Origin of the sequence: Pelagibacterium lacus, assembly GCF_003345525.1 — a bacterium.
GTDB classification, from domain to species: Bacteria; Pseudomonadota; Alphaproteobacteria; order Rhizobiales; family Devosiaceae; genus Pelagibacterium; species Pelagibacterium lacus.
Window position 1 is genome coordinate 21,453 of record NZ_QQNH01000016.1, and the last position, 23,457, is coordinate 44,909.

General features: G+C 66.0%; 18 protein-coding genes. 12 read left to right on the plus strand and 6 right to left on the minus strand.

Annotated elements, in window-relative coordinates; all coding sequences use genetic code 11:
* Nucleotides 1-13: 13 nt before the first annotated feature.
* Nucleotides 14-5,665, minus strand: coding sequence for an apolipoprotein A-IV repeat region-like domain-containing protein (locus DVH29_RS11350; protein WP_114646299.1), 5,652 nt, complete (start codon nt 5,663-5,665; stop codon nt 14-16).
* 262 nt (nt 5,666-5,927) lie between these two features.
* On the opposite strand from DVH29_RS11350, the gene DVH29_RS11355 reads away from it, so the two are divergent.
* Together DVH29_RS11355 and DVH29_RS11360 are read left to right on the plus strand one after the other, a co-directional pair.
* Entirely contained in the window at nt 5,928-6,350 is a 423-nt protein-coding gene (locus DVH29_RS11355; protein ID WP_147276069.1) for an Hpt domain-containing protein, read from the plus strand.
* 132 nt (nt 6,351-6,482) lie between these two features.
* A complete protein-coding gene (locus tag DVH29_RS11360; protein ID WP_114646301.1) occupies nt 6,483-6,803 on the plus strand; it encodes a 2Fe-2S iron-sulfur cluster-binding protein in 321 nt (106 codons plus the stop codon).
* Between the two features lie 64 nt (nt 6,804-6,867).
* On the opposite strand, the gene DVH29_RS11365 is transcribed toward DVH29_RS11360, so the two are convergent.
* Nucleotides 6,868-7,302 (minus strand): universal stress protein, encoded by a 435-nt coding sequence (locus tag DVH29_RS11365; protein ID WP_114646302.1) that lies wholly within the window; start codon nt 7,300-7,302, stop codon nt 6,868-6,870.
* Nucleotides 7,303-7,563: 261 nt separating this feature from the next.
* Between DVH29_RS11365 and DVH29_RS11370 the strand changes: the two genes are divergently transcribed.
* The 8 genes from DVH29_RS11370 (at nt 7,564) to pgi (ending at nt 16,716) form a co-directional block, all read left to right on the plus strand.
* Complete coding sequence (locus tag DVH29_RS11370) at nt 7,564-8,727, plus strand: zinc-dependent alcohol dehydrogenase (RefSeq protein ID WP_114646303.1); 1,164 nt, start codon at nt 7,564-7,566, stop codon at nt 8,725-8,727.
* Between the two features lie 121 nt (nt 8,728-8,848).
* On the plus strand, nt 8,849-9,811 hold the full coding sequence (locus DVH29_RS11375) for a Bug family tripartite tricarboxylate transporter substrate binding protein (protein ID WP_245944961.1): 963 nt from the start codon (nt 8,849-8,851) through the stop codon (nt 9,809-9,811).
* Between the two features lie 10 nt (nt 9,812-9,821).
* Nucleotides 9,822-10,310 (plus strand): tripartite tricarboxylate transporter TctB family protein, encoded by a 489-nt coding sequence (locus DVH29_RS11380; protein WP_114646304.1) that lies wholly within the window; start codon nt 9,822-9,824, stop codon nt 10,308-10,310.
* A 13-nt stretch (nt 10,311-10,323) separates the two neighbouring features.
* The gene (locus DVH29_RS11385) at nt 10,324-11,802 is read left to right on the plus strand and encodes a tripartite tricarboxylate transporter permease (protein ID WP_245944962.1); all 1,479 of its coding nucleotides are present in this window, start codon (nt 10,324-10,326) and stop codon (nt 11,800-11,802) included.
* Nucleotides 11,803-11,959: 157 nt separating this feature from the next.
* A complete protein-coding gene (locus DVH29_RS11390) occupies nt 11,960-13,168 on the plus strand; it encodes a M24 family metallopeptidase (protein ID WP_114646306.1) in 1,209 nt (402 codons plus the stop codon).
* 67 nt (nt 13,169-13,235) lie between these two features.
* Nucleotides 13,236-14,018, plus strand: coding sequence for a hydroxypyruvate isomerase family protein (locus DVH29_RS11395; protein WP_158541644.1), 783 nt, complete (start codon nt 13,236-13,238; stop codon nt 14,016-14,018).
* 38 nt (nt 14,019-14,056) lie between these two features.
* Nucleotides 14,057-15,013: a transaldolase gene (tal, locus tag DVH29_RS11400; protein ID WP_114646308.1), complete on the plus strand. Its 957-nt coding sequence runs from the start codon at nt 14,057-14,059 to the stop codon at nt 15,011-15,013.
* 59 nt (nt 15,014-15,072) lie between these two features.
* Entirely contained in the window at nt 15,073-16,716 is a 1,644-nt protein-coding gene (gene pgi, locus DVH29_RS11405) for a glucose-6-phosphate isomerase (RefSeq protein WP_114646309.1), read from the plus strand.
* Between the two features lie 63 nt (nt 16,717-16,779).
* Here pgi and DVH29_RS11410 read toward each other — a convergent pair whose 3' ends face one another.
* From DVH29_RS11410 to DVH29_RS11425, 4 genes are all read right to left on the minus strand, one after another.
* Nucleotides 16,780-17,766: a class 1 fructose-bisphosphatase gene (locus tag DVH29_RS11410; RefSeq protein WP_114646310.1), complete on the minus strand. Its 987-nt coding sequence runs from the start codon at nt 17,764-17,766 to the stop codon at nt 16,780-16,782.
* Entirely contained in the window at nt 17,763-19,244 is a 1,482-nt protein-coding gene (gene zwf / locus DVH29_RS11415; RefSeq protein ID WP_114646311.1) for a glucose-6-phosphate dehydrogenase, read from the minus strand. The genes DVH29_RS11410 and zwf overlap by 4 nt, the downstream gene beginning before the upstream one ends.
* Nucleotide 19,245: 1 nt before the next feature.
* Nucleotides 19,246-20,673, minus strand: a complete 1,428-nt coding sequence (gene gnd, locus DVH29_RS11420; RefSeq protein ID WP_114646338.1) for an NADP-dependent phosphogluconate dehydrogenase — start codon at nt 20,671-20,673, stop codon at nt 19,246-19,248.
* 151 nt (nt 20,674-20,824) lie between these two features.
* Entirely contained in the window at nt 20,825-21,688 is an 864-nt protein-coding gene (locus DVH29_RS11425; protein ID WP_147276070.1) for an IclR family transcriptional regulator, read from the minus strand.
* Between the two features lie 378 nt (nt 21,689-22,066).
* Between DVH29_RS11425 and DVH29_RS11430 the strand changes: the two genes are divergently transcribed.
* Together DVH29_RS11430 and DVH29_RS11435 are read left to right on the plus strand one after the other, a co-directional pair.
* Nucleotides 22,067-22,765, plus strand: a complete 699-nt coding sequence (locus DVH29_RS11430) for a molybdate ABC transporter substrate-binding protein (protein ID WP_158541645.1) — start codon at nt 22,067-22,069, stop codon at nt 22,763-22,765.
* 18 nt (nt 22,766-22,783) lie between these two features.
* Nucleotides 22,784-23,452 carry an aspartate/glutamate racemase family protein gene (locus tag DVH29_RS11435; RefSeq protein WP_114646314.1) on the plus strand — a complete coding sequence of 223 codons (669 nt, stop codon included), beginning with the start codon at nt 22,784-22,786 and terminating at the stop codon, nt 23,450-23,452.
* Nucleotides 23,453-23,457: the final 5 nt, after the last annotated feature.

Consider the following 23,457-nt stretch of genomic DNA (forward strand, 5'->3'; position numbering starts at 1 on the left):
GGGTTTGCGAGGATCAGCTCAGGCGGCCGCTGGCATGGGCCAGCATGGTATAGACCTTGCCCCGGTTGGAGGTGAGCTGGCCGAACGTGGCCTGCATGCTGTTCGGCCCGTTGGCGGCTTCCCCGAGCAATTGCTCGAACTCGCTCATATAGGCGCTGGCTGTGCGGCTGAACTCGGCATCGCGCTGCAGGCGGCGGCGGACCTCGTCGAAGGTCGACTGGCCGGTGATGGTGTAGAGCCGCCGGTTGAAAGCGCCGGATTCGCCGTCCTGATACCGGTTCCAGGCCGCGGCCAGAGCATCGCTGTCGATGGCGCGGGCGATGTCCTCGGTGAGGCTCGACAGGTTCATGGGCCGCTGCGTGCCGGCCTGGCTGGCCGAGGCATTGCGCAGCACGTCGCGCAGCCATCCGCCTTCCTGCGGCGCCTGGGACTGGGCGGCCGGAGCCTGCTGGGCGCGGGACTGCACCAGGGCTTCATTGAGCCGTTCGGACGGCGACTTGGGAGCCTCGGCAGGGCGCGAAGCCATGGTGACCGTGGCCTGCTGGCGCGGCTGCTCCGGCTCGCGGGCCGGGGCAGGGCGCGGCGCCTGCGGTTCGACCCGACGCGGGGCGGCAGGAGCCGAAAGCCGGGCCGAGGGCGTGCGCGGAGCGGAACCGCCCGACACGTCATGGGTGCCCGGCTGCGCCCGGACGATGGCGTTGAGCTCGGCCAGGGCCTCGATCTGCTCGGCCACCACGCGCCGCATGGCCGCGGCGCTGGAACGGGTTTCTTCCGGCAGGTCGAGCACGGAGCGCTGCAATTCGTTGCGGGTCGCCTCGAGCTCCTGGCCGAGCTGGGATGCGGTCATGCGCATGGCGTCGGCGGTGTCGGTGAACCGGCGGGTCGCGTCGGCATAGGCCCGCTCGATATCGGCCAGCAGTTCGGACTGGGTCTGGCGCAGGGCCTGGCTGGCCCGCTGGCCTTCCGTGGAAGCTAGGTCGCCGATGGAGGAAATCTGCCCGGTGACCTCGTCCGAGGTGGAGGAGAGGGCGTCTTCCATGGCCTTGCGCGCCGTGATCAGGCGGCGCTCGGTCTGGTTGACGGTCTCGGCGATCGACTGGGCAAAGCCCCGCAGGCGGCCGTCGATTTCCTCGGTGCGCGCGGCAAAGCCCTCGGCCAGCGAATCCATGGCGCCGCGGCGGTTTTCCAGGGTGTCCATGGTGGAGTTGGAAACCTCGGCGAGATTGGCCGCCGCATGGGTGAATTCGCCGGTTTCGGTGCGCAGCCTGCCCGACATCTGGCCGAACTGATCGAGCATCGAGGCGATGGTCGATTGCAGCGCCTCGACGTGCTGGCCCATGATGGTGCCGGCTTCCTCGGTGCCCGACAGAGCATCGCGCACGGCGTTGGAATAGGAGGTGGTCTGCTCGGCGACATTGCCCTGCAGGCGGGCAAGATTGCCGGTGGAGGATTCGAGAACCCGCTGCAGCAGCAGGTTCGCGTCGTTGAGTTTGCGCAGCGACTCGGTGACCTCGTGCTGGATGCGGTTGGTCGATTCCGCCATGATCTCCTCGCTGTCGCGCGCATTGGCTTCGAGCGCGGCTCGCAGGAGATTGGTCTGGCCGCCCAGGGCCTTGGTCAGCTGGTTCTGCTTACTGTCGATGAGATCGGCGAACCTGTCGGTGTGCTCGGAAACGATGCGGTTGATTTCCGAGGCCTTGCGGCCCAGCTCGTCGGCCGTATTGACGGCGCGGACCTCGACCAGATCCTCGATATGGACGGCGGCGGTCCGCAGCTCCTCCATGGCCTTGCGGACTACGGCGTCCATCCGCATGGTGGTCTGCTCGACATCGGCCGATATGTTGGCCGTGACATTGGCCAGCTTGTCGTTGAGCACGGTTTCGATGCGCGAGGCGCCGGATTCGAGATCGGCCATGGACTGGCCGATGGCGCTGTGGATCGAGTTGGTGAGCGTCGATTCGATCCGGTCGGCGCCAGCCTCGAGGTCGCGCATGGAATCGCCGATGGTGCCGTGGATGGCCTCGTTGAGGCCGGCCAGGCGCTCGGCGGTGATTTCGGCCCGGGTGGTGATGGCCTCGGGCAGGGTGCCCAGGCGGTCATCGACCATTTCGGTGATGGCCGTGCGGGCTTCGGTGAGCCGCGATTCCACTAGATCGGCGGCGTCGCGGGCGCTCTGGCCGACGGAGTCGGCCGCCCGGTCGATACGGGCCGTGACCCCGCTCTCCGCATCGGCGATGCGGGACACGGCGCTGTCGATCTCGCGGCCGATATTGGAATTGACCTCGGCCACCTTGCCTTCGATGAGCTGGGAGACCTGGGTGGTGCGGCTCTCCATGGTCTCGGTGACCTGGGTGAGGCTGGAATCCACGGTCGAGCGGAACTTTTCGCCTGAGGCCTCCATGGCGCCCGACAGTTCGCCGGTGCGCGAGGCAATGGTTTCCGACATATGCGCCGACTTCTCGTCGAGCGCCGTTTCCAGCGCATTGGCGCGCTCGCCGATCGAACGTTCGAGGCGCAGGGCGGCATCGTCGACCACGCCGCCGAGATAGCGGGTGCGCTCGGTGAGGGTTTCCGACAGCTGGCTCGAGGTGATGTCGAGCATGGAATTCATCGCATTGGAGCGCTCGGCCAGCGTGTCGTCGAGCTGGGTGGTGCGGGCCGAAATGGTGGTGTCGAGCTGGGCCGTGCGGGCGTCAAGCGCCGAGGTGAGCTCTTCGCTGCGCCGGTCCAGCGCGGAGGTGAACTGCTCGGCGCGGCCATCGAGAACCGAATTGAACTGGTCGGTGCGGCTGTCGAGCGCATAGGTGAACTGGCCGGTGCGCTCGTCGAGCGCCGAGGTCAGGGCCTGAGTACGGCTGTCGATGGCCGAGGTGAAGCGCTCGGTGCGGCCGTCAAGGCCGGCATCGAGACGGCTGACACCCTCGTCGAGGGCGGCGGCCAGGCGTTCGGCATGGCCGTGGAGATGGATATCGAGCCGGTCGGTCCGCGCCTCGATTGCCGTCGTAATCCGTTCGGCGTGGCCGTCGAGGCTGGCGTCGAGACGCTCGGCCCGCTCGTCCAGGCTGGTGGTGAAGCGCTCGGTGCGCCCGTCGAGGCTGGCCGCAAGCTGCCCGGTGCGCTCGTCCAGGGCCGCGGCAAGGCTGTTGACCTGATCGTCAATGGCCGAGGTCATCTGCTGGGTGCGCCCGTCGAACTGGGCGGCGAGCCGGCTGGCGCGCTCGTCCAGCGCCGAAGCCAGGGCGTCGGTCCGCGTGTCGATGGCGGAGGTGAACGCATCGGTGCGGCTTTCGATGGCCAAGCCGAACTGGTCGGCCCGCGCATCGAGCGCGCTGGTCAGTTGTGCGGTGCGGCTGTCGAGGGTCGAGGTGAGGGCTTCGGTATGGATGTCGAGCGACGCGTTCAGCGAATCCGCCCGCGTATCGAGAGCCGAGGACAGGGCATCGGTGCGCAGGTCGATGGCCGATGCGAAGGCGTCCGTGCGGGTGGCGAGCGTGTCGCCGAGCGCCGTGGTGCGCGCGTCGGCGAGCGAGGCGAAGGTCTCGGTGCCCGCTTCCAGGGCGGAATTGAGGGCGTCGGTGCGGCTTTCGATGGCCGAAGCGAAGGTTTCGGTGCGGGTGTCGAGGGTTTCGCGCAGGGCGTCGGTGCGGGCCTCGGCCAGCGCCGCGAAGCGTTCGCTTCCGGTCTCCAGCGTCTGGCTGATCGCGCGGCCCTTTTCGTCCAGCGTGGTTTCGAGCCGCGCGCTGCGCTCGGCGATTTCGCCCGTATGGGCATCGAGGGATGCGATGAGCCGTTCGCCCTTGTCGCCCACAATGGCGTCGACCTGGCCGATCCGGCCGTCGAGGACCACGGAAATCTCGTCGATGCGCGCATTGAGCTGGCTGAGGGTGTCGGCCCCGGCCCGGGTCAGGACCTCGCGGCTGCGTTCGGCCGAGTCTTCGAAGGCGCCGTCGAGGCGCAGGCTCATGGACTGGATCTGGCTTTCCAGCGCGTTGGCCTGGATGGAGAAGGTTTCATCCAGGCGGTCGGTGATGCGGCCCAATGCGGCTTCCGCGTCTTCGGAGCGGGTGAGGATGTCCTTGGAAATCCGGTCGCCCAGCGCGGCGAAGGTGGTGCCGAGAGTTTCGGAACGGCGCGAGAAATCGACGAGGATGGAATCAGTCGAATCCTTGAGCATGTCCCCGAGGGAGGCCGATTTTTCATCGACCACCGCCGAGAACGCAATGGTCTGGGAATCCAGGGCGTTGACGAGGCTGTTGATGCGGGCATCGACGGATTCCGAGAGCGAAAGCGCGCGTTCGTCGAGCGAAGCGGCCAGCCGGTCGGTGCGATCGCCAAAGGCGGATTCGATTTTGCCCACGCCACTGCCGAGGGTGTCGGCCAGGGCGCTGGTGCCGCTTTCGAGGGCGGAGGACAGGGCACCCGTGCGCTCGTCGAGCAGGGAATTGAGGCGGCCAGTGGTGTCGGTGAGGGCAGATTCGATGAGATCGGCATGCCCTTCCAGCGCCTTATGGACGCTTTCGGCGCTGCCCGACAGGGTGGCGTCGAGGCGCTCGGTGGAGCTGGTGATGGCGCTGGTCAGCGTTTCGGTGCGGTCGCCCAGCGTCGTATCGAGGCGGCTCGCGGTATCGTCCAGCGCGGCGATGAGGTCGGCGGATCGGCTGTCCACGGCCTCGGTGAAGGCCTGGCTGCGGCGCTCGAAGGTGGTCTCGATCGTGGTGCCGGCCTCCTCGATCGACTGGGCGACGGCGTTGCCGCGCTCGGCGATGGCGCCGGTGATCTCGGTCCCGGCGGTGCGCAGCCGGTCGGTGATCGTGGTGCCGATCTGGTCGATCTCCGTCGACATGTTGCCGTGCAGGGCGACGATGGCGTCGCGCATGCGCTCGGAATTGGTGACCACCGACTCGCGCTGGCTCGATAGCTCCTCGATCAGCTGGCGCATGCGGGTCTCGTTGTCCGAATAGGTGCGCTCGAGGGCGGTCACCTCGTTGTGGACCATGACCTCGAGTTCGCCGGCCCGCGAGAGGGCGCGTTCGAGCCCGTCGCCGATGGCGTTGACCTCGCGGCGGACGGCCTGGCCGACGGTGGCGATCTTGTGCGCGGCCGAGGATTCAGGCTCGGACAGCCGCATGGCGGCCTGGGTCATCGAGGCGGCGGCGAGGCGGAGATCCTGGGCGCGGCGCACGAGGAAGGCGATGGAGATCATCGCCAGCACCGGCAGGCAGGCAATGGCCGCAAGCGCAGCAAAATCAAGGCTCTGGACGAACTCGCCCAGGGTCAGGCCATCGGCGAACTGGCCCGAATAGCGCAGGGAGGCGATGAGGCCGACCCCGGCCAGCCACAGAACCGAGGCGGCGATGGCCACCCAGATGGGGGCGTTGGAGGCGCGGGTCTGGAAGGAGAAAAGGCCCGAAGCGGCGGGCGAGCGGTCATCATTGGCGACCGATGAGGCCTGGGCCGCGATCTTGTCGGCGGCACGCAAACGCTCTGTATTCGTTGGGTTTTCCTTGCGGGTGTCGCGGCGCGCCTCCTGCCTGGCGGGCTGGCTTTCGACCTTGCGGGCGGGCTTGTCGTCCATTGAGAAGATCGAGTCCTTCAGTGCGTTTTCGACAGCGGAAAACGCGAGCGCTGCCGGATCGTCCTTGGGGGGGGTCGACTTGTTCGCCATACTCACAATACTCTTTTTACTCAAAGCGCCGCACTCAGAAAACGGCAATTGCGGCAATGACTTGCGGGAGCTCTTCCGCTTTACCTGCCATCGCCGGACCGGGAGTCCGTCTTCTGCTCTAACATATCCTTATACACGGTTTGGCGCGGGTACTGAAATCTTTATTAAAAGACCGTTAACGACTTTTTTCCTCCATACGCCTTGTTAAGAAAATCGAGTGGTTTTCGAGGGTTAAGAGAGTTTTCATGGAGCCTCGCATAAAGTGCGGCGAGCAGTTTTTTCCGGCGTGGAGCGGGTGCATTTCATGGTCGAACCAGCAGCCTGGCAGGGGCTCGATTCCCCGCGCATCGACCGGACCAACCGGCCCATCGATCTGGTGCATCTGGCGCGGCAAACTCTCGGCGATCGCGGGCTCGAATGCGAAGTGCTGCGCATGTTCGAAACCCAGGTGATCGCCTATTTCGAACGCATCAAGGCCAGCCGCGACCCTTATGAAATCACGCTGGGATTACATACGCTTAAAGGCGCGTCGCGCGGCATCGGCGCGGTGACGCTGGCGGCGCTCGCCGAGGCGGCGGAGGCCGAATTCGGCACCAATGGCGCCCTCGAGGACGAGACGCTGGACGACCTCGCCATGGCCGTGCACGAGGTGTGCGCCTATATCTCGACGCTGGTCGCCGACTAGCGAATATCGGGTGAACGCTGCCTGTCGTGCGGCGCCTTGCGCGATGTAATTAGCCAATTATGTCGCGCTTGTGCGCACCGGGGTGCGGACCTATATCCGGGCCAATAAAAACTTATCCCCGGAGCCTCACCCATGCCTATGATCACCTTCATCGAACCCGATGGCGCGCGCCGGGATGTGGAGGCGGAACTGGGCGCCACGCTGATGGAAACGGCGATCCGCAACGGGGTGAGGGGCATCGTGGCCGAATGTGGCGGGGCCTGCACCTGCGCAACCTGCCACGTCTATGTGGACGAGGAATGGTTCGGGGTGACCGGAGGCCCGTCCTCGATGGAAGAGGACATGCTCGACTTCGCCTTCGAGGTCGAGGATACGAGCCGGCTGTCGTGCCAGATCAAGATCCGGGCCGAACTCGACGGGCTGGTGGTGCGGGTGCCGTCCCGCCAGGGATAGGCGCCTGGCAAGACGGATAGGGGCAGCGGCGACGCCGCCCCCATCCGATGTCGAAAAGGTCGCGTCAGCGGACGACGAGAACCGGCAGCGTGCTGGTGGTCAGCACTTCACTGGTCTGGCTGCCGAGCAGCAGCTTGCGGAAGCCGCGGCGGCCATGGGAGGCCATGACGATGAGATCGGCGCCGGCCGATTGCGCGGTCTCGACGATGGCATCGGCCGCATAGCGATTCGGGATGTGCCGGGTTTCCGCCGTCACCCCGCTCTGGCTGGCCATCTCGGCGGCCTCGCGCAGAATGTCCTCTGCCGCCAGCCGGCCCGATTCCTCATATTCGGCGATGGTGGCCGGCCCGGCCGCCGCAAGCGCCCCGGAGGCCCAGTAGTCGGTGACGGTGATGATGGTCACGCGGGCGCCCAGCGCCTTGGCGAGCTTCAGGCCGTGATCGACCCCTTTGGTGGAAATCTCCGAACCGTCGGTCGCGATGAGTATATGGCTATACATGTCGGTGTCTCCCTGATGCCATCAGAAGATAAGTCAGCACGAAATCGATGCAATTGACATGCGTCAAATTTCCGTCCGGTGACAGCAGAAGTCCGGCGCCGCCGCGTCCCCGCGCCCACCCGGTTTTCACATGATGAAAGAAGGTGGACGCGCGTTGACGGTAACATGTCGTTCCCCCCAACATTGCGACACCGAAGACATCCAGACAAGAAGCTGGCCGTCGTCTGAGAGTATTCATTCTTTGTATGGAGGAGATGTTCAATGGCCATGCCATCGAATGTGACCGTAAGCGCAGATTATCCGGTGCCGGAAACCATGAAGGCCTGGGTCCTGGGTTCGCCCGGGGAACTGACGCTCGTCGACAAGGCTGTCCCCACGCCCAAGAAGGCGGAAGTCCTGGTGCGCATCGATGCGGTCGCCATCTGCGCCACCGACTTCGAGATCATCGACCACGGCCCCCCGGCCATGATCCAGGGCGGCGAGCCGTTCAACAAGAACTTCACCCCCGGCCATGAATACATGGGCACGGTGGTTGCGCTCGGGCCGGGCGTCGACGAGTTCAAGATCGGCGAACGCGTGACGGTGGAAATCCACGCCGGCTGCGGCCAGTGCAAGCGCTGCCGCCAGGGCATGTACACCTCCTGCCACAATTACGGGAAGAACTATGGCGATGTCGACAAGGGACATCGGGCCAACGGCTTCACCACCGATGGCGGGTTCTGCGAATACCAGGTCAACAACATCAACACCCTGATCCACGTCGACGACAATATGAGCGACGAGGAAGCCACGCTGGTCGTGACGGCGGGCACCTCCATGTACGGGCTGACCGAACTGGGCGGGCTCGTGGCCGGTGAAAGCGTGGTGGTGAGCGGACCGGGCCCGATCGGCCTGCTCGGCGCGGCCGTCGCCAAGGCGCTGGGCGCCCAGCCGGTGATCCTCACCGGCACCCGCGACAACCGTCTCGAGATCGGCAAGAAGCTCGGCGCCGACCACGTGATCAACGTGCGCAACGAAGACCCGGTGGCCAAGGTCAGGGAACTGACCGGCGGCAAGGGCGTCGACTATGTGGTCGAATGCTCGGGCGCGCCCAACGCGGTCAACGAAGCGGCCCAGATGCTCAACCGCGGCGGCAAGATCTGCCTTGCGGCCTTCCCGAGCGAGGCGGTGCCGGTCGACGTGGCCTATCTGGTGCGCAACAACATTTACGTCTATGGCATCCGTGGCGAGGGCAAGACCGCGACCCACCGGGCCGAGGCGTTCATGCGCCAGAAGCGTTTCGACGCTACCCTGATCCACACCCACACCTTCTCCATGCGCGAACTGCCCGAAGCCCTGCGCTACGCCAGGGAGCGCATCGAGGACGCGATCAAGGTGGTGGTGCGCAACGACCATGCAGCCCGCCAGGTCGAGGCTGCGGAATAAGCAAGAAAAGAGGCCGGCGCCACAGCGCCGGCCTTACGGTTTTGGAACTGAGAATCGCACCCGGAGGGTGTTTTTGGACTCACGGGGCGGATGAACTTAAAAAAGGCTGAGGAGGAAAGCCATGACGTTCTGCAATCTGAAATCTCTGGTGCTGGCAAACACCATGGGCGTGCTGCTGGTGCCGGGTATGGCGCTGGCCCAGGCCGATTTCCCGACCAAACCCATTGAAATGACCATCCTGTTCGGCGGCTCTGCCCAGACCGTGGGCCAGGTGCTGTCCGACGAGATGTCGCGCGCTTCGGCCCAGCCGATCGTAGCGGTTTCGCGTCCCGGCGGCGGCGGGGCCGTGGGCTATTCCTACGCCCAGGCGACTGCGGCGGACGGATACAATATCGTCTGGAACTCCAACTCCATCTCGACGGTCTATTACCAGGGCAATCTGCCGTTCAACTATGAAGCCTTCACCCCGATCGCCCAGATCGGCGTCGAAGTGCCCGTGGTCGCCGTGCAGTCGAGCCGTGGCTGGGACAATCTCGAGGAAATGGTCGCGGCGGCCCGCGAGCAGGGCCAGCCGCTGCGCGTCGGCGTTTCCGGCCTCGGTTCGTTCACCCACATCGCCTCTGCCGCCCTGTTCGACAAGTTCGACCTCGACGTGATTTACGTCCCCTATGGCGAAGGCCGCGCTCCGGCTGAACTGCTGTCGGGCCGCATCGACGTCGCGGTGCAGTGGCAGAGCCAGTTCCAGTCGCATCTGAGAAGCGGCGACCTGCTGCTCTTGTGCTCGACCGGCGCCCAGCCGCTCGAACACGGGGACGTCCCCACCTGCCACGATGCCGGCGCCGAAGGCCTCGACATCACCATGTGGCGCGGCCTCGTCGCTCCGGAAGGCACGCCGCCGGAGGTGGTGTCCTATCTCGAGGATCTCGCCCGCACGGCGACCGAAAGCGGTTCGTTCGCGGACATCGCGGTCAATCTCGGCTTCACGCCCGCCTTCCTGCCGGCCGACGAGTTCGGCGAGCTTATCGCCACCGACGATGCCATTATCGGCCAGCTCATGACCGATCTTGGACTGAACAACCGGTAGGACTGGAACTATGACCATCATCTGGCGCGACAGGGTCCTTTTCGGGATCCTGTTGCTGATCGGGGCAGTCTGGACCTGGCTGTCTTCCACGACGATCCCGGCGGGATATTCGGGATCGTTCGTCGCTCCGGGAAGTTTCCCCACGACGCTGGGCGTACTGCTCATGGTCCTGTCCGCGATCGGCCTTGCCGGGTCGGAATTAAAGCGCGTGCGCAATGGCGATGCCGAAGCCATCAATATGTCCGGCCTCTCCCAGGAAATCTGGGGCATCGCGGCCACCTTCGGCTTTCTCATCGTCTATGCCGTGGGCATGCAGTATCTGGGCTTCCTCCTGGTGACTGTGATCGGCGTGGCGGCCTTCTGCCTCATCGTGCTGCGCCTGCGCTCCTGGATCCTCATCGCGGCGCTCTCGCTCACGCTGGGTCTCGGGCTCTACCTTCTCATGAACAAACTGCTCGGCGTCTATCTGCCGGCAGGCGTACTCGGACTGGGGTTTTAACATGGATGCTTTCATGACGGCGGCCGCGGTCGCTTTCGAGCCCCATTCGCTCCTGGCCCTGGTGCTGGGGAGCTTTTTCGGGCTCGCCTTCGGCTGCATACCCGGCCTCACCTACACCATGGCCCTGGCACTGATCCTGCCGCTCACCTTCACCCTCGAACCCATGATGGCCATCGGCGTGCTGGTCTCCACCTATGTGGGCGGGGCCAGCGGCGGCACCGTGGCGGCCATCCTGGTCGGCGTGCCGGGAACCCCGTCCTCGGCGGCCACCGTCGCCGACGGCTATGCGCTGGCCAAGGCCGGCAAGGCCAGCATCACCATCGCCATGGCCACCATCTGCTCTACCCTGGGCGGGCTGTTCAGCCTGTTGGTCATGGTGGCCTCGGTGCAGGCGCTCTCCAATGTCGCCCTCGCCTTCGGGCCGGCCGAAATCTTCGCGCTGGTGGTGTTCGGCATGGCGACCATATGCGGGCTGGCCGAGCAATCGCTGGTGCGCGGGCTGATCGGCGGGGTGATCGGGCTGATGGTGATGACCATCGGCCAGGACCCCATCGATGGCGTGTCGCGGCTGACCTTCGGCAATGTCAACCTGCTACAGGGCGTCGACCTGCTGGTCGCCATGATCGGCCTCTTCGCCGTGCCGCAGGTGGTCTCGACGCTGTTCGAGCACAAGAGCGGCAGCAGCACCATCGTCGACGGCAAGTCGGTGAAGGTGGAACTGCCCAAGCTGGGCTATATCTGGGGCTATCGCTGGAACATCCTGCGCTCGAGCATATTGGGCACCGTCATCGGCGCCATTCCGGGCACCAGCGGCACCATCTCCGCCTTCCTCGCCTATTCGCAGGAAAAGCGCCTGGCCAAGAACCCCGAGAACTGGGGCAAGGGCGATATGGGCGGCGTGGTGGCGCCGGAAACGGCCAATAACGCCGTGACCGGCGGGGCGATGATCCCCATGCTCGGCCTCGGCATTCCCGGCGACCCGGCCACCGCGCTGATCCTGGGCGGGCTGCTCATCCACGGCATCCAGCCCGGCGCGCTGCTGTTCGTCGAGGCCCCGGACGTGGTCTACAGCCTCTACATGTTCTACGGGCTGGCCTATGTGCTGGTGACGGTGATCATGCTGTTCGGGGTGCACCTGTTCGTGCAGGCGCTCAAGATCCCGCCGCATCTCCTGGCCGTGGCCATCATGGTGCTTTGCGTGGTGGGCTCGTATTCCCTGCGCAACTCCATGTTCGATGTGGGCTCGATGATCGTGGTCGGCTTCTTCGGCTACCTGCTGCAGAAGGCGCGCATCCCGCTCACTCCCATCCTTCTGGGGCTGGTGCTGGGGCCTGCCATGGAACGCGAGTTCCGGACGGCGATGATCATGTCGGGAGACAGCTATTCGATCCTGTTGTCGCCCATCGCGTTGCTGTTCTTCGGCATGGCGCTGCTGGTCATCGTCATGAGCCTTGTGGGCATGGTGCGCTCGCGCGTCCCGAAAACCGCGTAAATCTCCCCGCGACAATTGCTGCGCCGCAAGACTTAGTCTTGCGGCGCATTTTTTATCCGGCCTCATTTCACATCATTAAAACGGCGCTTCTGGTTTTGATTTACCGCCTGGCGGCCAATAAATTCAAACCATCGCACCCAGTCACAAGAGGATCGTCATGAGCTTCGCCTATTCAGAGGGCAACCCGCCCGAGGACCTTTCCAAGCTGCACAAGCCCCCCTTCGACACCGACCGGCTCGACCGGCTGATGGAAGAAGCGGGCCTCGACGCGCTGCTCGTCACCTCCAAGCACTCGATCCAGTATCTGCTGGGCGGCTACCGCTTCTTTTTCTACGACTACATGGACGCGCACGGGCTGAGCCGCTACCTGCCCTTCTTCGTCTATCTCAAGGGCCGGCCGCTGGATTCTGGCTATGTCGGCGTGCCCATGGAGAAATACGAAAAGCAACTCGGCACCTTCTGGGTCTCCAATCTCGACCTCAAGAACTTCAAGAGCCCCGGCTTTGCCGGCGCGGCGGCCGAAATGCTCAAGGGCCTGGGCGGCGGCAAGGGCCGGGTGGGGATCGAGGTCGGCTTCATGCCCATCGACGCCTATACGGTCCTCAAGGACGCGCTGCCCGATGCGGAACTGGTCGACGCCACCTTCTCGCTCGAAATCCTGCGCGCCCTCAAGACGCCCGAGGAACTGACCATCATGCGCGAGGCCTCCGAAAAGGTGGTCGATTCGATGCTCGCGGTGATCAAGAGCCACGGCCCCGGCGTCAGCAAGCGCGCCCTTTTCGAGGCGCTGCGCCAGGAAGAGACCAAGCGCGGGCTGAAGTTCGAATACGCGCTGACCAATATCGGCACCGCCTTCAACCGCGCCCCCTACGACAAGATCTGGGAGGAGGGCGAGACCCTCGCGCTGGATTCGGGCGGCAATTACAAGGGCTATATCGGCGATCTGTGCCGCATGGCCTATACCAGCGAGCCCGACCAGGAACTGATCGACCTGCTCGGCCAGATTGAGGAGGTGCAGCAGGCGGCGCGCAGCGGGCTCAAGGCCGGCGCCATAGGCGGCGACATCTTCACCTGGGCCAATGATGCCCTCGCCAAATGCTCGGCCCGCGAGCAGATGTTCTTCTCCGCCCACGGCATGGGTATCGTGAGCCACGAAGCTCCCTGGCTGATGAGCACGGCGGTGCCGACCTATCCCGCCTATCACGCCGACAAGCCGCTCGAAGCGGGCATGGTGGTGTCGATCGAGACCGAGCTGCACCACACCAAGCGCGGCTTCATCAAGCTCGAGGACACGGTTGCCATCACCGCCGATGGCTGCGAAGGCTATGGCGACCATGGCCGCGGCTGGAACGTCGCCGGCCGCTGACTTCGACGAACCTCTCCGCCGCGGCGCTGGCGCCGTGGCGGAACCGGGCGCATGGAGAGCCCCATCAATGACATTTTCCTACAGTGCTCACATCGGCTACATGTTCAACGAAATGCCGCTCGAGGATCGGGTGGCGGCCGCGGCCAGGAACGGCTTTGCGGCGGTCGAACATCCGGCGCCCTATTCCATTCCGGCCGGGGACATGGCCTCCCTCCTGGCCGCGGCGGGAGTGACCTATACCCAGTTCGGGCTGCGCTCCGGCAATGCGGCCGCGGGCGAAAAGGGCCTCGGCATCTTCCCCGAACGCCGCGACGAGTTCCGCCGCAGCGTCGCCGAGGGCATTGCCTATGCGCGCACCATCGGGGTGGACAAGCTCCACGCCATGTCCGGCGTGCTGCCGGAGGCGCAGCGCACCCAGGACCATTGGGACTGCTACGTCGAAAACCTCGCTTTTGCCGCACGGGAAGCGGGCGAACACGGCATCACCATCATCCTCGAACCGATGAGCAGCGGCGCGGTGCCCGACTATTATATCGCGACGCCCGACCGGGCGGCCGAAGTCATCGACGCGGTCGGGGCGCCGAACATGGGCCTCTTGCTCGACGTCTTCCACACGCTTTCCACCGGCCTCGATCTCGACGCCACGCTGCGCCAGCACGCCGCGCGGATCGTCCATGTGCATATCGCCGACCTGCCGGGCCGCCACGAGCCGGGCACGGGCACGGTGGATTTCGACCGGCTCGACACGGTGCTGTCCGAGATCGGCTATGGCGGGGCCCTGGGGTGCGAATACATTCCGGCCGGCAACACCGAGGACGGCCTGGGCTGGCTGAAGGCCAGGCTCGGATGACCGCCTCGACCGTGTTGAACACAAAGGAGAAACCAGACATGGCCTCAAAGCTCGCACAATTGCGCGCCATGACCACGGTGGTGGCCGATACTGGCGATCTCGACGCGGTCCGGCACCATCGGCCGATCGACTGCACGACCAATCCCACCATCGTGCTCAAGGCCATTTCCAGCCCCGCCTTCGCCGACAAGCTCAATGATGCCCTGCGCTGGGGCGGCAACCAGCAGGGTTCGAAAGAGGCGGTGGCGGGCGCCGTCGCCGACCGGCTGGCCATCGCGGTGGGCGCGGCGCTGGCCTATGAGGTGCCGGGCCGGGTGTCGACCGAAGTGGACGCCGACCTCTCCTTCGACGTCGAGGGCTCGGTCGCGGCGGCGCGCCGTATCATCGCCGACTACGACCGGCTGGGCATCGGGCGGGGCAGGGTGCTGATCAAGCTCGCCGCCACCTGGGAAGGCATCAGGGCGGCCGAAATCCTCCAGGCCGAGGGCATCGACTGCAACCTGACGCTGGTCTTCTCGCTGGCCCAGGCCATTGCCTGCGCCGATGCGGGCGTGTTCCTGATCTCGCCCTTTGTCGGCCGCATCATGGACTGGCACGCCGCGCGGACCGGCAAGACCTATACGGCCGAGGAAGACCCCGGCGTCCTTTCGGTGCGCGCGATCTACAGTTACTACAAGGCCAATGGCATCGAGACCATCGTCATGGGCGCCTCGTTCCGCAATGTGGGCGAGATCGCCGCGCTGGCCGGCTGCGACCGCCTGACCATCGCCCCGGCGCTGCTCGAAGAGCTGGACGGTCAGGAGGGCGAGCTGGTGCGGCGCCTCGCACCCGAGAACGCCGAGCCGGTCGCCCCGATCGCCATGGACGAAAAGCGCTTCCGCTGGGAGCTGAACGAAGACCCCATGGCCACCGAGAAACTGGCCGATGGCATCCGCCTGTTCGCCAAGGATTTGAGGGCGTTGCGCCAGATGGTGCAGGAACGGCTCGAAGCCTGACAGGGTTCGGACCGCCCGGCGGGCGCCCCCACCATAGTTGTTTTCCGGGAGATTTGTGCATGGCAAGCATCGCACCTATCGCGCCGAATGCGCGCGAACAGCTCATCGATCGCGGGCGGGCGCGCAAGCGGGGTGGCATCGCGCCCCTGTTCGAAATGGACAATGAGCGCTTCGCGCGGTTTTCGGCCCAGCACGAGGACATGCGGCTCGACTATTCCAAGACGGCGCTGTCGGACGACGATCTGGCGGCGCTCATGGCCCATGCCCGGGCCATGGACCTCGAAGCGCGCCGCAACGCCATGTTCGCGGGCGAGCGCATCAATTTGACCGAGGACCGGGCGGTGCTGCACGTGGCCCTCAGGGGCCGGATTTCCGATGGCTATGCTACGGACGGCAAGCCGGTCGGCCATGACGTGGAGCGCGTGCTGGCGGCCATGTCGGAATTCGCCACCGGCATTCGGCTGGGCGAAGTGCGCTCGGCGACCGGCGAGCGCTTCACCGATGTGGTCAATATCGGCATTGGCGGGTCCGATCTGGGCCCGGCCATGGCGACCCTGGCGCTGGCGCCCTATCACGACGGACCGCGCCTGCATTTCGTCTCCAATGTGGACGGCGCCCATATCGCCGATACGCTCAAGGGGCTGGAACCGGGCCGCACCCTGTTCATCGTGGCCTCCAAGACCTTCACCACGGTGGAGACCATGACCAATGCCGCGACGGCGCGGCGCTTCATCGTCGCGGCGCTGGGCGAGGACGCGGTGGGGGCGCATTTCTGCGCCGTGTCCACGGCGCTCGACAAGATCCGGGCCTTCGGGATCGCGCCCGAGCGCAGCTTCGGCTTCTGGGACTGGGTGGGCGGGCGCTATTCCCTGTGGTCGGCCATCGGCCTGCCGCTGATGATCGCCACAGGTGCCCATGGTTTCCGCGAATTCCTCGCCGGAGGCCGCGCCATGGACCAGCATTTCCGCGACGCGCCCATGGAGCGCAACCTGCCCATGCTGCTGGGGCTGACCGGCTGGTGGCACCGGGTGGCGCAGGAGTATCCGGCGCGCGCGGTGATCCCCTATGACCAGCGGCTGGCCCGGCTTCCCGCCTATCTGCAGCAGCTCGACATGGAATCCAACGGCAAGAGCATCGGGCTGGACGGCAAGCCGGTCACCGGCCCGACCGGGCCGCTGGTCTGGGGCGAGCCGGGGACCAATGGGCAGCACGCCTTCTTCCAATTGCTGCATCAGGGCAGCGACGTGGTGCCGATCGAATTCCTCGTCGCGGCGACGGCGCAGGAAAGCGGCATGGACGAGCATCACGACCTGCTGCTCGCCAATTGCCTCGCCCAGAGCGAGGCGCTGGTCAAGGGCCGCACGCTGGACGAGGCGCGGGCGCAAGTGCTGGCGGCGGGAAGGAGCGCGGAGGAGGCCGAGCGCATCGCGCCGCACCGCACGTTCAGCGGCAACCGCCCCTCGATCACCATCGCCTATCGCCGGCTCGATCCCTATACGCTGGGCCGACTGATCGCGCTCTACGAGCACCGCGTCTTCGTCGAGGCGCAACTGTTCGGCATCAACGCCTATGACCAATGGGGCGTGGAACTGGGTAAGGAACTCGCCGTGGCGCTGCTGCCAGCCATCAAGGGCGAGGTGGACGAAAACGATGTGAGCCCGCTGACACGTGGGCTGTTCAAGGCGATCACCGCCCTGCGCTGAGGGGCGGGCCGTAGGACAATAAAAAAACCCGGGGACCTCAAGGTCTCCGGGGGTTTTTTCTATTCAGGACTCGCCCTGCATGTAGGTGGCCAGCACCTCGACCTCGTCGCGTGAGCCGAAGGCGAGGGGCACCTTGGCGTGCAGCGTGGTGGGCGGCAGATCGAGCAGGCGCCGCCGCGTATCGGTGGCCGCGCCGCCGGCCTGCTCGATGCAGAAGGCGATGGGGTTGGCCTCGTAGAGCTGGCGCAGCCGGCCCCGCGCGTAGGCTTTCCGCGCGTCGGCGGGATAGATGAAGATGCCGCCGCGCTGCAGGATGCGATAGCCATCGGCGACCAGCGAACCGGCATAGCGCATGCCGAAATCGCGCTGCCGCGGGCCTTCGGCGCCCTGTTCCAGCCCGTCCACATAGGCAAGCATGCCGGTGGGCCAATGGCGCCGATTGGCGGCGTTGACGGAATATTCGCCGGCCCGCGCGGGGATGGTGCATCGGGCGTGGTGGCGGAATTCATCGGCTTGCGGGTCGTGGATGAACACATCGGTGCCCGCGCCGAAGGTGAGGACCAGCAGCAATTGCGCGCCATAGATGAAAAAACCCGCCGCGAGCTGCTCGGTGCCCGACCGGCGGAACACCTCTGCGGGGTCAGGCGCGTCCCCCGCCGCAAACAGCGAGAATATGGTGCCCACGGCGATATTGGTCTCGATATTGGACGACCCGTCCAGGGGATCGATGGCCATGGCCAGCGGACCGTCGCCCGAGGGGACCGGCAGCTCCTGCTCCTCGGAGCCATAGACCGAGACCGGCGCGGTGCGGGCGGCGGCGAGGAAGGTCTCGTCGGCGAAGACGTCGAGGGGCTTTTGCGTCTCGCCACTGGCATTGGCCGCCGTGTCGGTGGCGGTGAGGTCGGGGACGGTGCCGGCGCGGATGGTGGCATGCACGGTGACCGCCGCCCGGGTGAGGGCGGCGACCGTCCGCGCCAGCTCGGGGCCGAGGGGTTTTGCGGCCAACGCATCGAGATGGGCGGCAAGACTCTGCATGGCGGGGGCGCTCATTCGGGTTCGTGCCAGTTGCGTCCGTCGCGCTCGATGAGCGCTATGGCCGAGGTCGGGCCCCAGGTGCCCGAAGGATATTCGGCCGGGCGCTGCTCGTTGTCGCGCCACGCCGCGAGGATCGGGTCGACCCAGTCCCACGCCGCCTCGACCTCGTCGCGGCGCATGAACAGGGCCTGGTCGCCGCGGATGACGTCCATGAGCAGACGCTCATAGGCATCCGGGTGGCGGATGTTGAAGGCCTCGGCGAAGGTCATGTCGAGGCCGACCTGGCGCAGGCGCATGCCGCCCGGCCCGGGGCGCTTGATCATCAGGAGTTGCTTCAGTCCTTCGCCCGGCTGCAGGCGGACCACGAGGCGGTTCTGGGCGATCTCGCCGGCATTCTCGTCGAAGATGGAATAGGGGATGGGGCGGAAGGTGATGACGATTTCCGACGCCCGCCGGGGCATGCGCTTGCCGGTGCGCAGGTAGAAGGGCACGCCGGCCCAGCGCCAGGTGTTGATCTCGGCCTTGAGCGCCACGAAGGTTTCCGTGGTGCTGCGCGCCGAGCCCAGATCCTGGTCGTAGCCGACCACCGCCTGCCCGTCGACTGCCCCGGCCCGGTACTGGCCGCGCACGGTCTTCTGGCTGGCATTGCCCGCATGGATGGGCGCCAGGGCCCGCAGCACCTTGAGCTTTTCGTCCCGGATCGCATCGGCGGTGAAGGATGAGGGCGGCTCCAGCGCCACCAGCGCGAGGAGTTGCAGGAGGTGATTCTGCACCATGTCGCGCAGGGCGCCGGAGGTGTCGTAATAGCCGGCCCGGTTCTCGAGCCCGACGCTCTCGGCCACGGTGATCTGCACATGGTCGATGAAGCTCGAATTCCACACCGGCTCATAGAGCGTATTGGCGAAGCGCAGCGCCATGAGGTTCTGCACCGTCTCCTTGCCCAGATAATGGTCGATGCGGAACACCTGGTCCTCGGCGAAATGCTCGGCGATGGTGGCGTTGAGCGCCCGCGCCGATTGCAGATCCTTGCCGATGGGCTTTTCGATGACCAGCCGTGACAGATCGTTCTTGAGCCCCTTGGCGGCGAGCTTGGCGCCGATGGCCCCGAAAATCTCCGGGCCCACGGCGAGATAGAAGGCGCGGACGCGGGCCGGGGGCTCGGCGGCGTCGAGCAGGGTTTTGAGATCGTCCCAGCCCTCCTCGCCCAGCGCATCGACGGAACGGTAGTGGAGGCGGGCAAGGAAGCGCTTCACCGCCTCGGGCTCGATATCGGCGGCGGGGATGTGGCGCTTGAGCGCCTTGTGCGCGAAACTGCGGTAATCCTCATCGCTGCGCGCGGTGCGCGAAACGCCGATGACGCGCGAGGTGTCCCGCAACTGGCCGTCGAGGTCGCGGTAATAGATGGCCGGCAGGAGCTTGCGCTCCGCCAGATCCCCCGCGCCGCCGAAGATGACATAGTCGAACTCGTCGACCTTGATGATCTGGCTGGTCATCTCAGACAGCCGGCCACTGGTGGTGGAAGACGCCGTCGCGATCCAGCCGCTTGAAGGTGTGGGCACCGAACAGGTCGCGCTGGCCCTGGATGAGATTGGCGGTGCCGTGCGCCCGGCGGTAATCGTCGAAATAGGCCAGCGCGGCGGAAAGGGCCGGCACGGGGATGCCGGCGAGCACCGCCTTGGCCACCACGGCGCGCAGGGCGGCCTGCCCGGTTTCGACGCGGCGGGCGAAGGCGGGGTTGAGGAGGAGATTGGCCTCCTCGCCGCCGCTCTCATAGGCGGTCATGATGTCGCGCAGGAAGCCCGAGCGGATGATGCAGCCGGCCCGCCAGATGCGGGCGATCTCGCCCAGCGGCAGGTTCCAGCCGAATTCGGCCGAAGCGGCCGAAAGGATGGCATAGCCCTGCGCATAGGCGATGATCTTGGCGGTTTCGAGCGCCGATTCGAGCTCGGCGATGCCGGCCGCGTCGGCGGAGAAATCGCTCCCGGCCAGCGCAAGGCTGCCAAAGGCGGTGGCCGCCTCGGCACGCTGGCCGCGCTGAGAGGAGATGATGCGGGCGGAGACCGCCGCTTCGAGGGTGGTGGCCCCGACGCCGAGCTTCTGGGCCTCGATGGCCGACCAGCGCCCGGTGCCCTTCTGCCCGGCTTCGTCGACGATGAGATCGACCAGCGGCGCGCCGGTCTCGGGATCGGCTTCGGCCAGCACCACGGCGCTGATCTCGACCAGATAGGAGGCGAGGCCGCGCGTGTTCCAGTCGGCAAAGACCTCCGCCATGCGGGCGGGGGCGAGGCCGAGCCCGTCGCGCATGATGCCGTAGATCTCGGCGATCATCTGCATGTCGGCATATTCGATGCCGTTATGGATGGTCTTGACGAAATGGCCGGCGCCATCGGTGCCCAGCCAGGCGACGCAGGGGCTGCCGTCGAACTTGGCCGAGATGGGTTCGAGCAGGGGACGCAGGCGCGCCCAGACGTCCTCGTCGCCGCCGACCATGATCGAGGGGCCGTGACGGGCGCCCAGTTCGCCGCCCGAGACCCCCATGCCGACGAAATGGATGCCGGTGCCTTCGAGGCGGGCATTGCGGGCGCGGGTGTCGTTGAAATCGGTATTGCCCGCATCGATGACGATATCGCCCCTGGCGAGCATGGGCAGCAGGGCGTCGATCTGGTCGTCGACCGCCGTGCCGGCATTGACCATGAGGACGATGACGCGGGGGGTGGCGAGGCCGGCGACGAAATCCTCGAGGCTGGCTTGCGGATGGAGGCGCCCGGCAAGGTCGGGGGTATCGTCGCGCAACCGGGCCGCCTTCTCGACGGTGCGGTTGAACAGGGCGACGTCAAAACCCTTTTCGGCAAAGTTGAGGGCGAGCATCGCGCCCATGGTTCCCAGACCCAGAACGCCGAGATCGGCCTTTCCGCTGTTCATCTGCTCCTCCATCGTGATGATATGTGGAGCCAGCAGATAGCAGAAATTTCTTTGGCGTCGTGCCGCGATTGCCCGGTTTTACAATGTGAAAAGGGCGCAAGGCGCCCAATTCTATTTGACTATATTTGAGTTTTGCCTGCGCGGGCGCGGTTCAGGTGAAGCAGCCGGCGGGCATGCGGCCGGAAATATCCTTGGCGCTTTTCATCACCGCCTGGGCGATATAGGTGCGATAGGCCTCGGTGGCGCGGCGGCGGGGCACGGTGATGCCGATCGACCCGACCACGGCGCCCGAGGTGTCGCGGACGGCAGCGCCGAACCCGACCACTTCGGGGTGGAACTCGCCATCCTCGATGGCAAAGCCCGAGCGGCGCACCAGCCGCAATTCCTCGACCAGCACGGAGAGGGACGTGATGGTGGAACTGGTGAAGCTCGCAAGGCCGTTATCGGCGACCACACGGGCCAGCTCGGCCTCCGGCAGCCAGGCGAGGATCGCCTTGCCCAGGGCGACGGCGTGGGCGGCATGCAGCTTGGGCGTGCCCGAGGCATCCGCATGCGAGGGCATCTGCGAGGCGAGCCGCACATGAGTGACGAGGATAGAGCCGCGCAACACGGCCAGTTGCACGCATTCGCGGATATCGTCGTTGAGCTCGCGCAGGGCAGGGGTGACGAACTCGACCAGGTTGAATTCCCGCGCGGAGCGGCGCGACAGGCTTTCGAGCTTGGAACTGAGGCTGTAGCCGCGCCCCCGGCCGGAATTGACCACATAGCCACGGGACACCAGCGTCTTGACCAGATGGTGGCAGGTGGAGATGTTGAGGTCGACGAGCTTGGAAATCTCGCTCAGCATCAGGGGCGAATTGCTGAGCGAAAGCGCCTCGATGATCGAGAGCGCCCGATCGACCGACTGGATGCTCTTGGAGCCGTCCTTACGGTCGGAGGCGCGCGCCGCCTGTTCGTACTGCGAGCGGCGGAGCTCCGCATTGGCGTCGCCGGGCTGGACCGATAATGCTGTCATGATCTCCTCCACTGGCCTGGGCCGGGAATGTGAGCCGATTATGGACCCTTGCCGGACCCGGTCAATCGGGGCGCGCGGCCTGCGGATCAAATTTCACCATATGAAAATAGCGCCCTCCGCGTGGGAGTGCAATGGCTTGCCATTCCGGGCAAGAGGCTTATATCCGCATGGCATTGCGGCCTTTTCCGGGCTTGTCGCAAGCGGGCGCGCCCAGTTGCGGGCCGGGAAATTTCATGGTGTGAAATGACGGCGGTATGCGTTGACTCGCAGGCCCCGGAACGATTTTTTGTCGGTGAGGACAGCGGTAGAGGCGCGCCGCTTTTGCAATATAGATATGGCCGTTCGAAGTAATGGCTGCGTATGGGCGGGAGGAATCGCATGGTGCGGAAGTTGCGGCTGTTGACTACACTTGCGGTGGAAGTGGCCTTCAAACGCCGGGTGCTGCCCGACTGGCACGCCGATCATGACGATATCGAGGTGGTCTGGGCGCCGACCAATGTGCTGATGGAGAAGATCCGGGGCGGCGAGCGCGGGGACGTGGTGATCCTCATCGACAAGCCGATGGCTGAACTGGCGGCCGGGGGCATCGTCGCGGCGGATTCGATCATGCCCATCGCGCAGGCCAAGTTCGGGCTCGGGGTGAAGGCGGGGGCGGATAAGCCCGACATCTCGACGCCGGACGCGTTCGTCGAGGCGCTGCGGTCGGCCGGCCGCATCGCCTATTCGCTGACCGGGGCGAGCGGCCAGTATTTCCTGACCCTGCTCGACCGGCTGGGCATCGCCGACGAGATTTTGGCGCGCGCGGTTTCGATTCCGGCCGGGTTCACCGGGGAAAAACTGCTCGACGGCGAGGCCGACATGGCGGTGCAGCAGGTGAGCGAATTGATGTCGGTGCAGGGGGTCGATGTGGTGGGGCCGTTCCCCGATCCGTTGCAGCAGCCGACCGATTTTTCCGCCGCCATGTTCGCGGAGGCGGAAAACCCTGCCCTGGCGCGGGAATTCCTGCTACATCTGACCTCCCGCAAGGCCCATGAGGCCTATGAGGCCGGTGGCCTCGCTTCCCGCATCACGAGCTAATCCCGAAAGGGCCCGAGAATGGCAAAGGCTACGCCCAGAATCGTCCTGTATCACGCAACACCGGTCGCCATGGACCCGGTCAAGGAGGCGATGGAGCGGCTGTGGCCCGACGCCGAGGCGGTGAACCTGCTCGATGACGGGCTGACCATCGACCGGGCCAAGGAGGGGGACGAACTGTCCGAAGGGCTGATCGAGCGCTTCGTCGATTTCGGCCGCTATGCGGTCTCGATTGGCGCGGACGGCATTCTCGTCACCTGCTCGGCCTTCGGCCCGGCCATCGACCGCATGGCCGAGGAACTGCCGGTTCCGGTGGTCAAGCCCAATGAGGCCATGTTCCGGGCCGCCATGGAGAAGGGCGAGCGCATCGGCATGCTGGCCACCTTCGCCCCGGCGGTGCCCACCATGGAGGACGAGTTCAGGACCTTCGCGGCGCAGTCCGGGCTGTCGAGCACGCTGGAAACCGTGGTGGTGCCCGAGGCCATCGACCTGTTGCGCAAGGGCAATGTCGCCGAGCACAACCGGCTGGTGGGCGAGGCCGCGCCGGAGATGGCGGGGTTCGACGCGCTGATGCTGGCGCATTTTTCCACCTCCCGCGCCGCCGAGACGGTGCGCGGCAAGGTGGGCGTGCCGGTGTTCACCGCCCCCGACGCGGCGGTCGCCAGAATGCAGACTCTTGTGACGAGGTAAGCCAT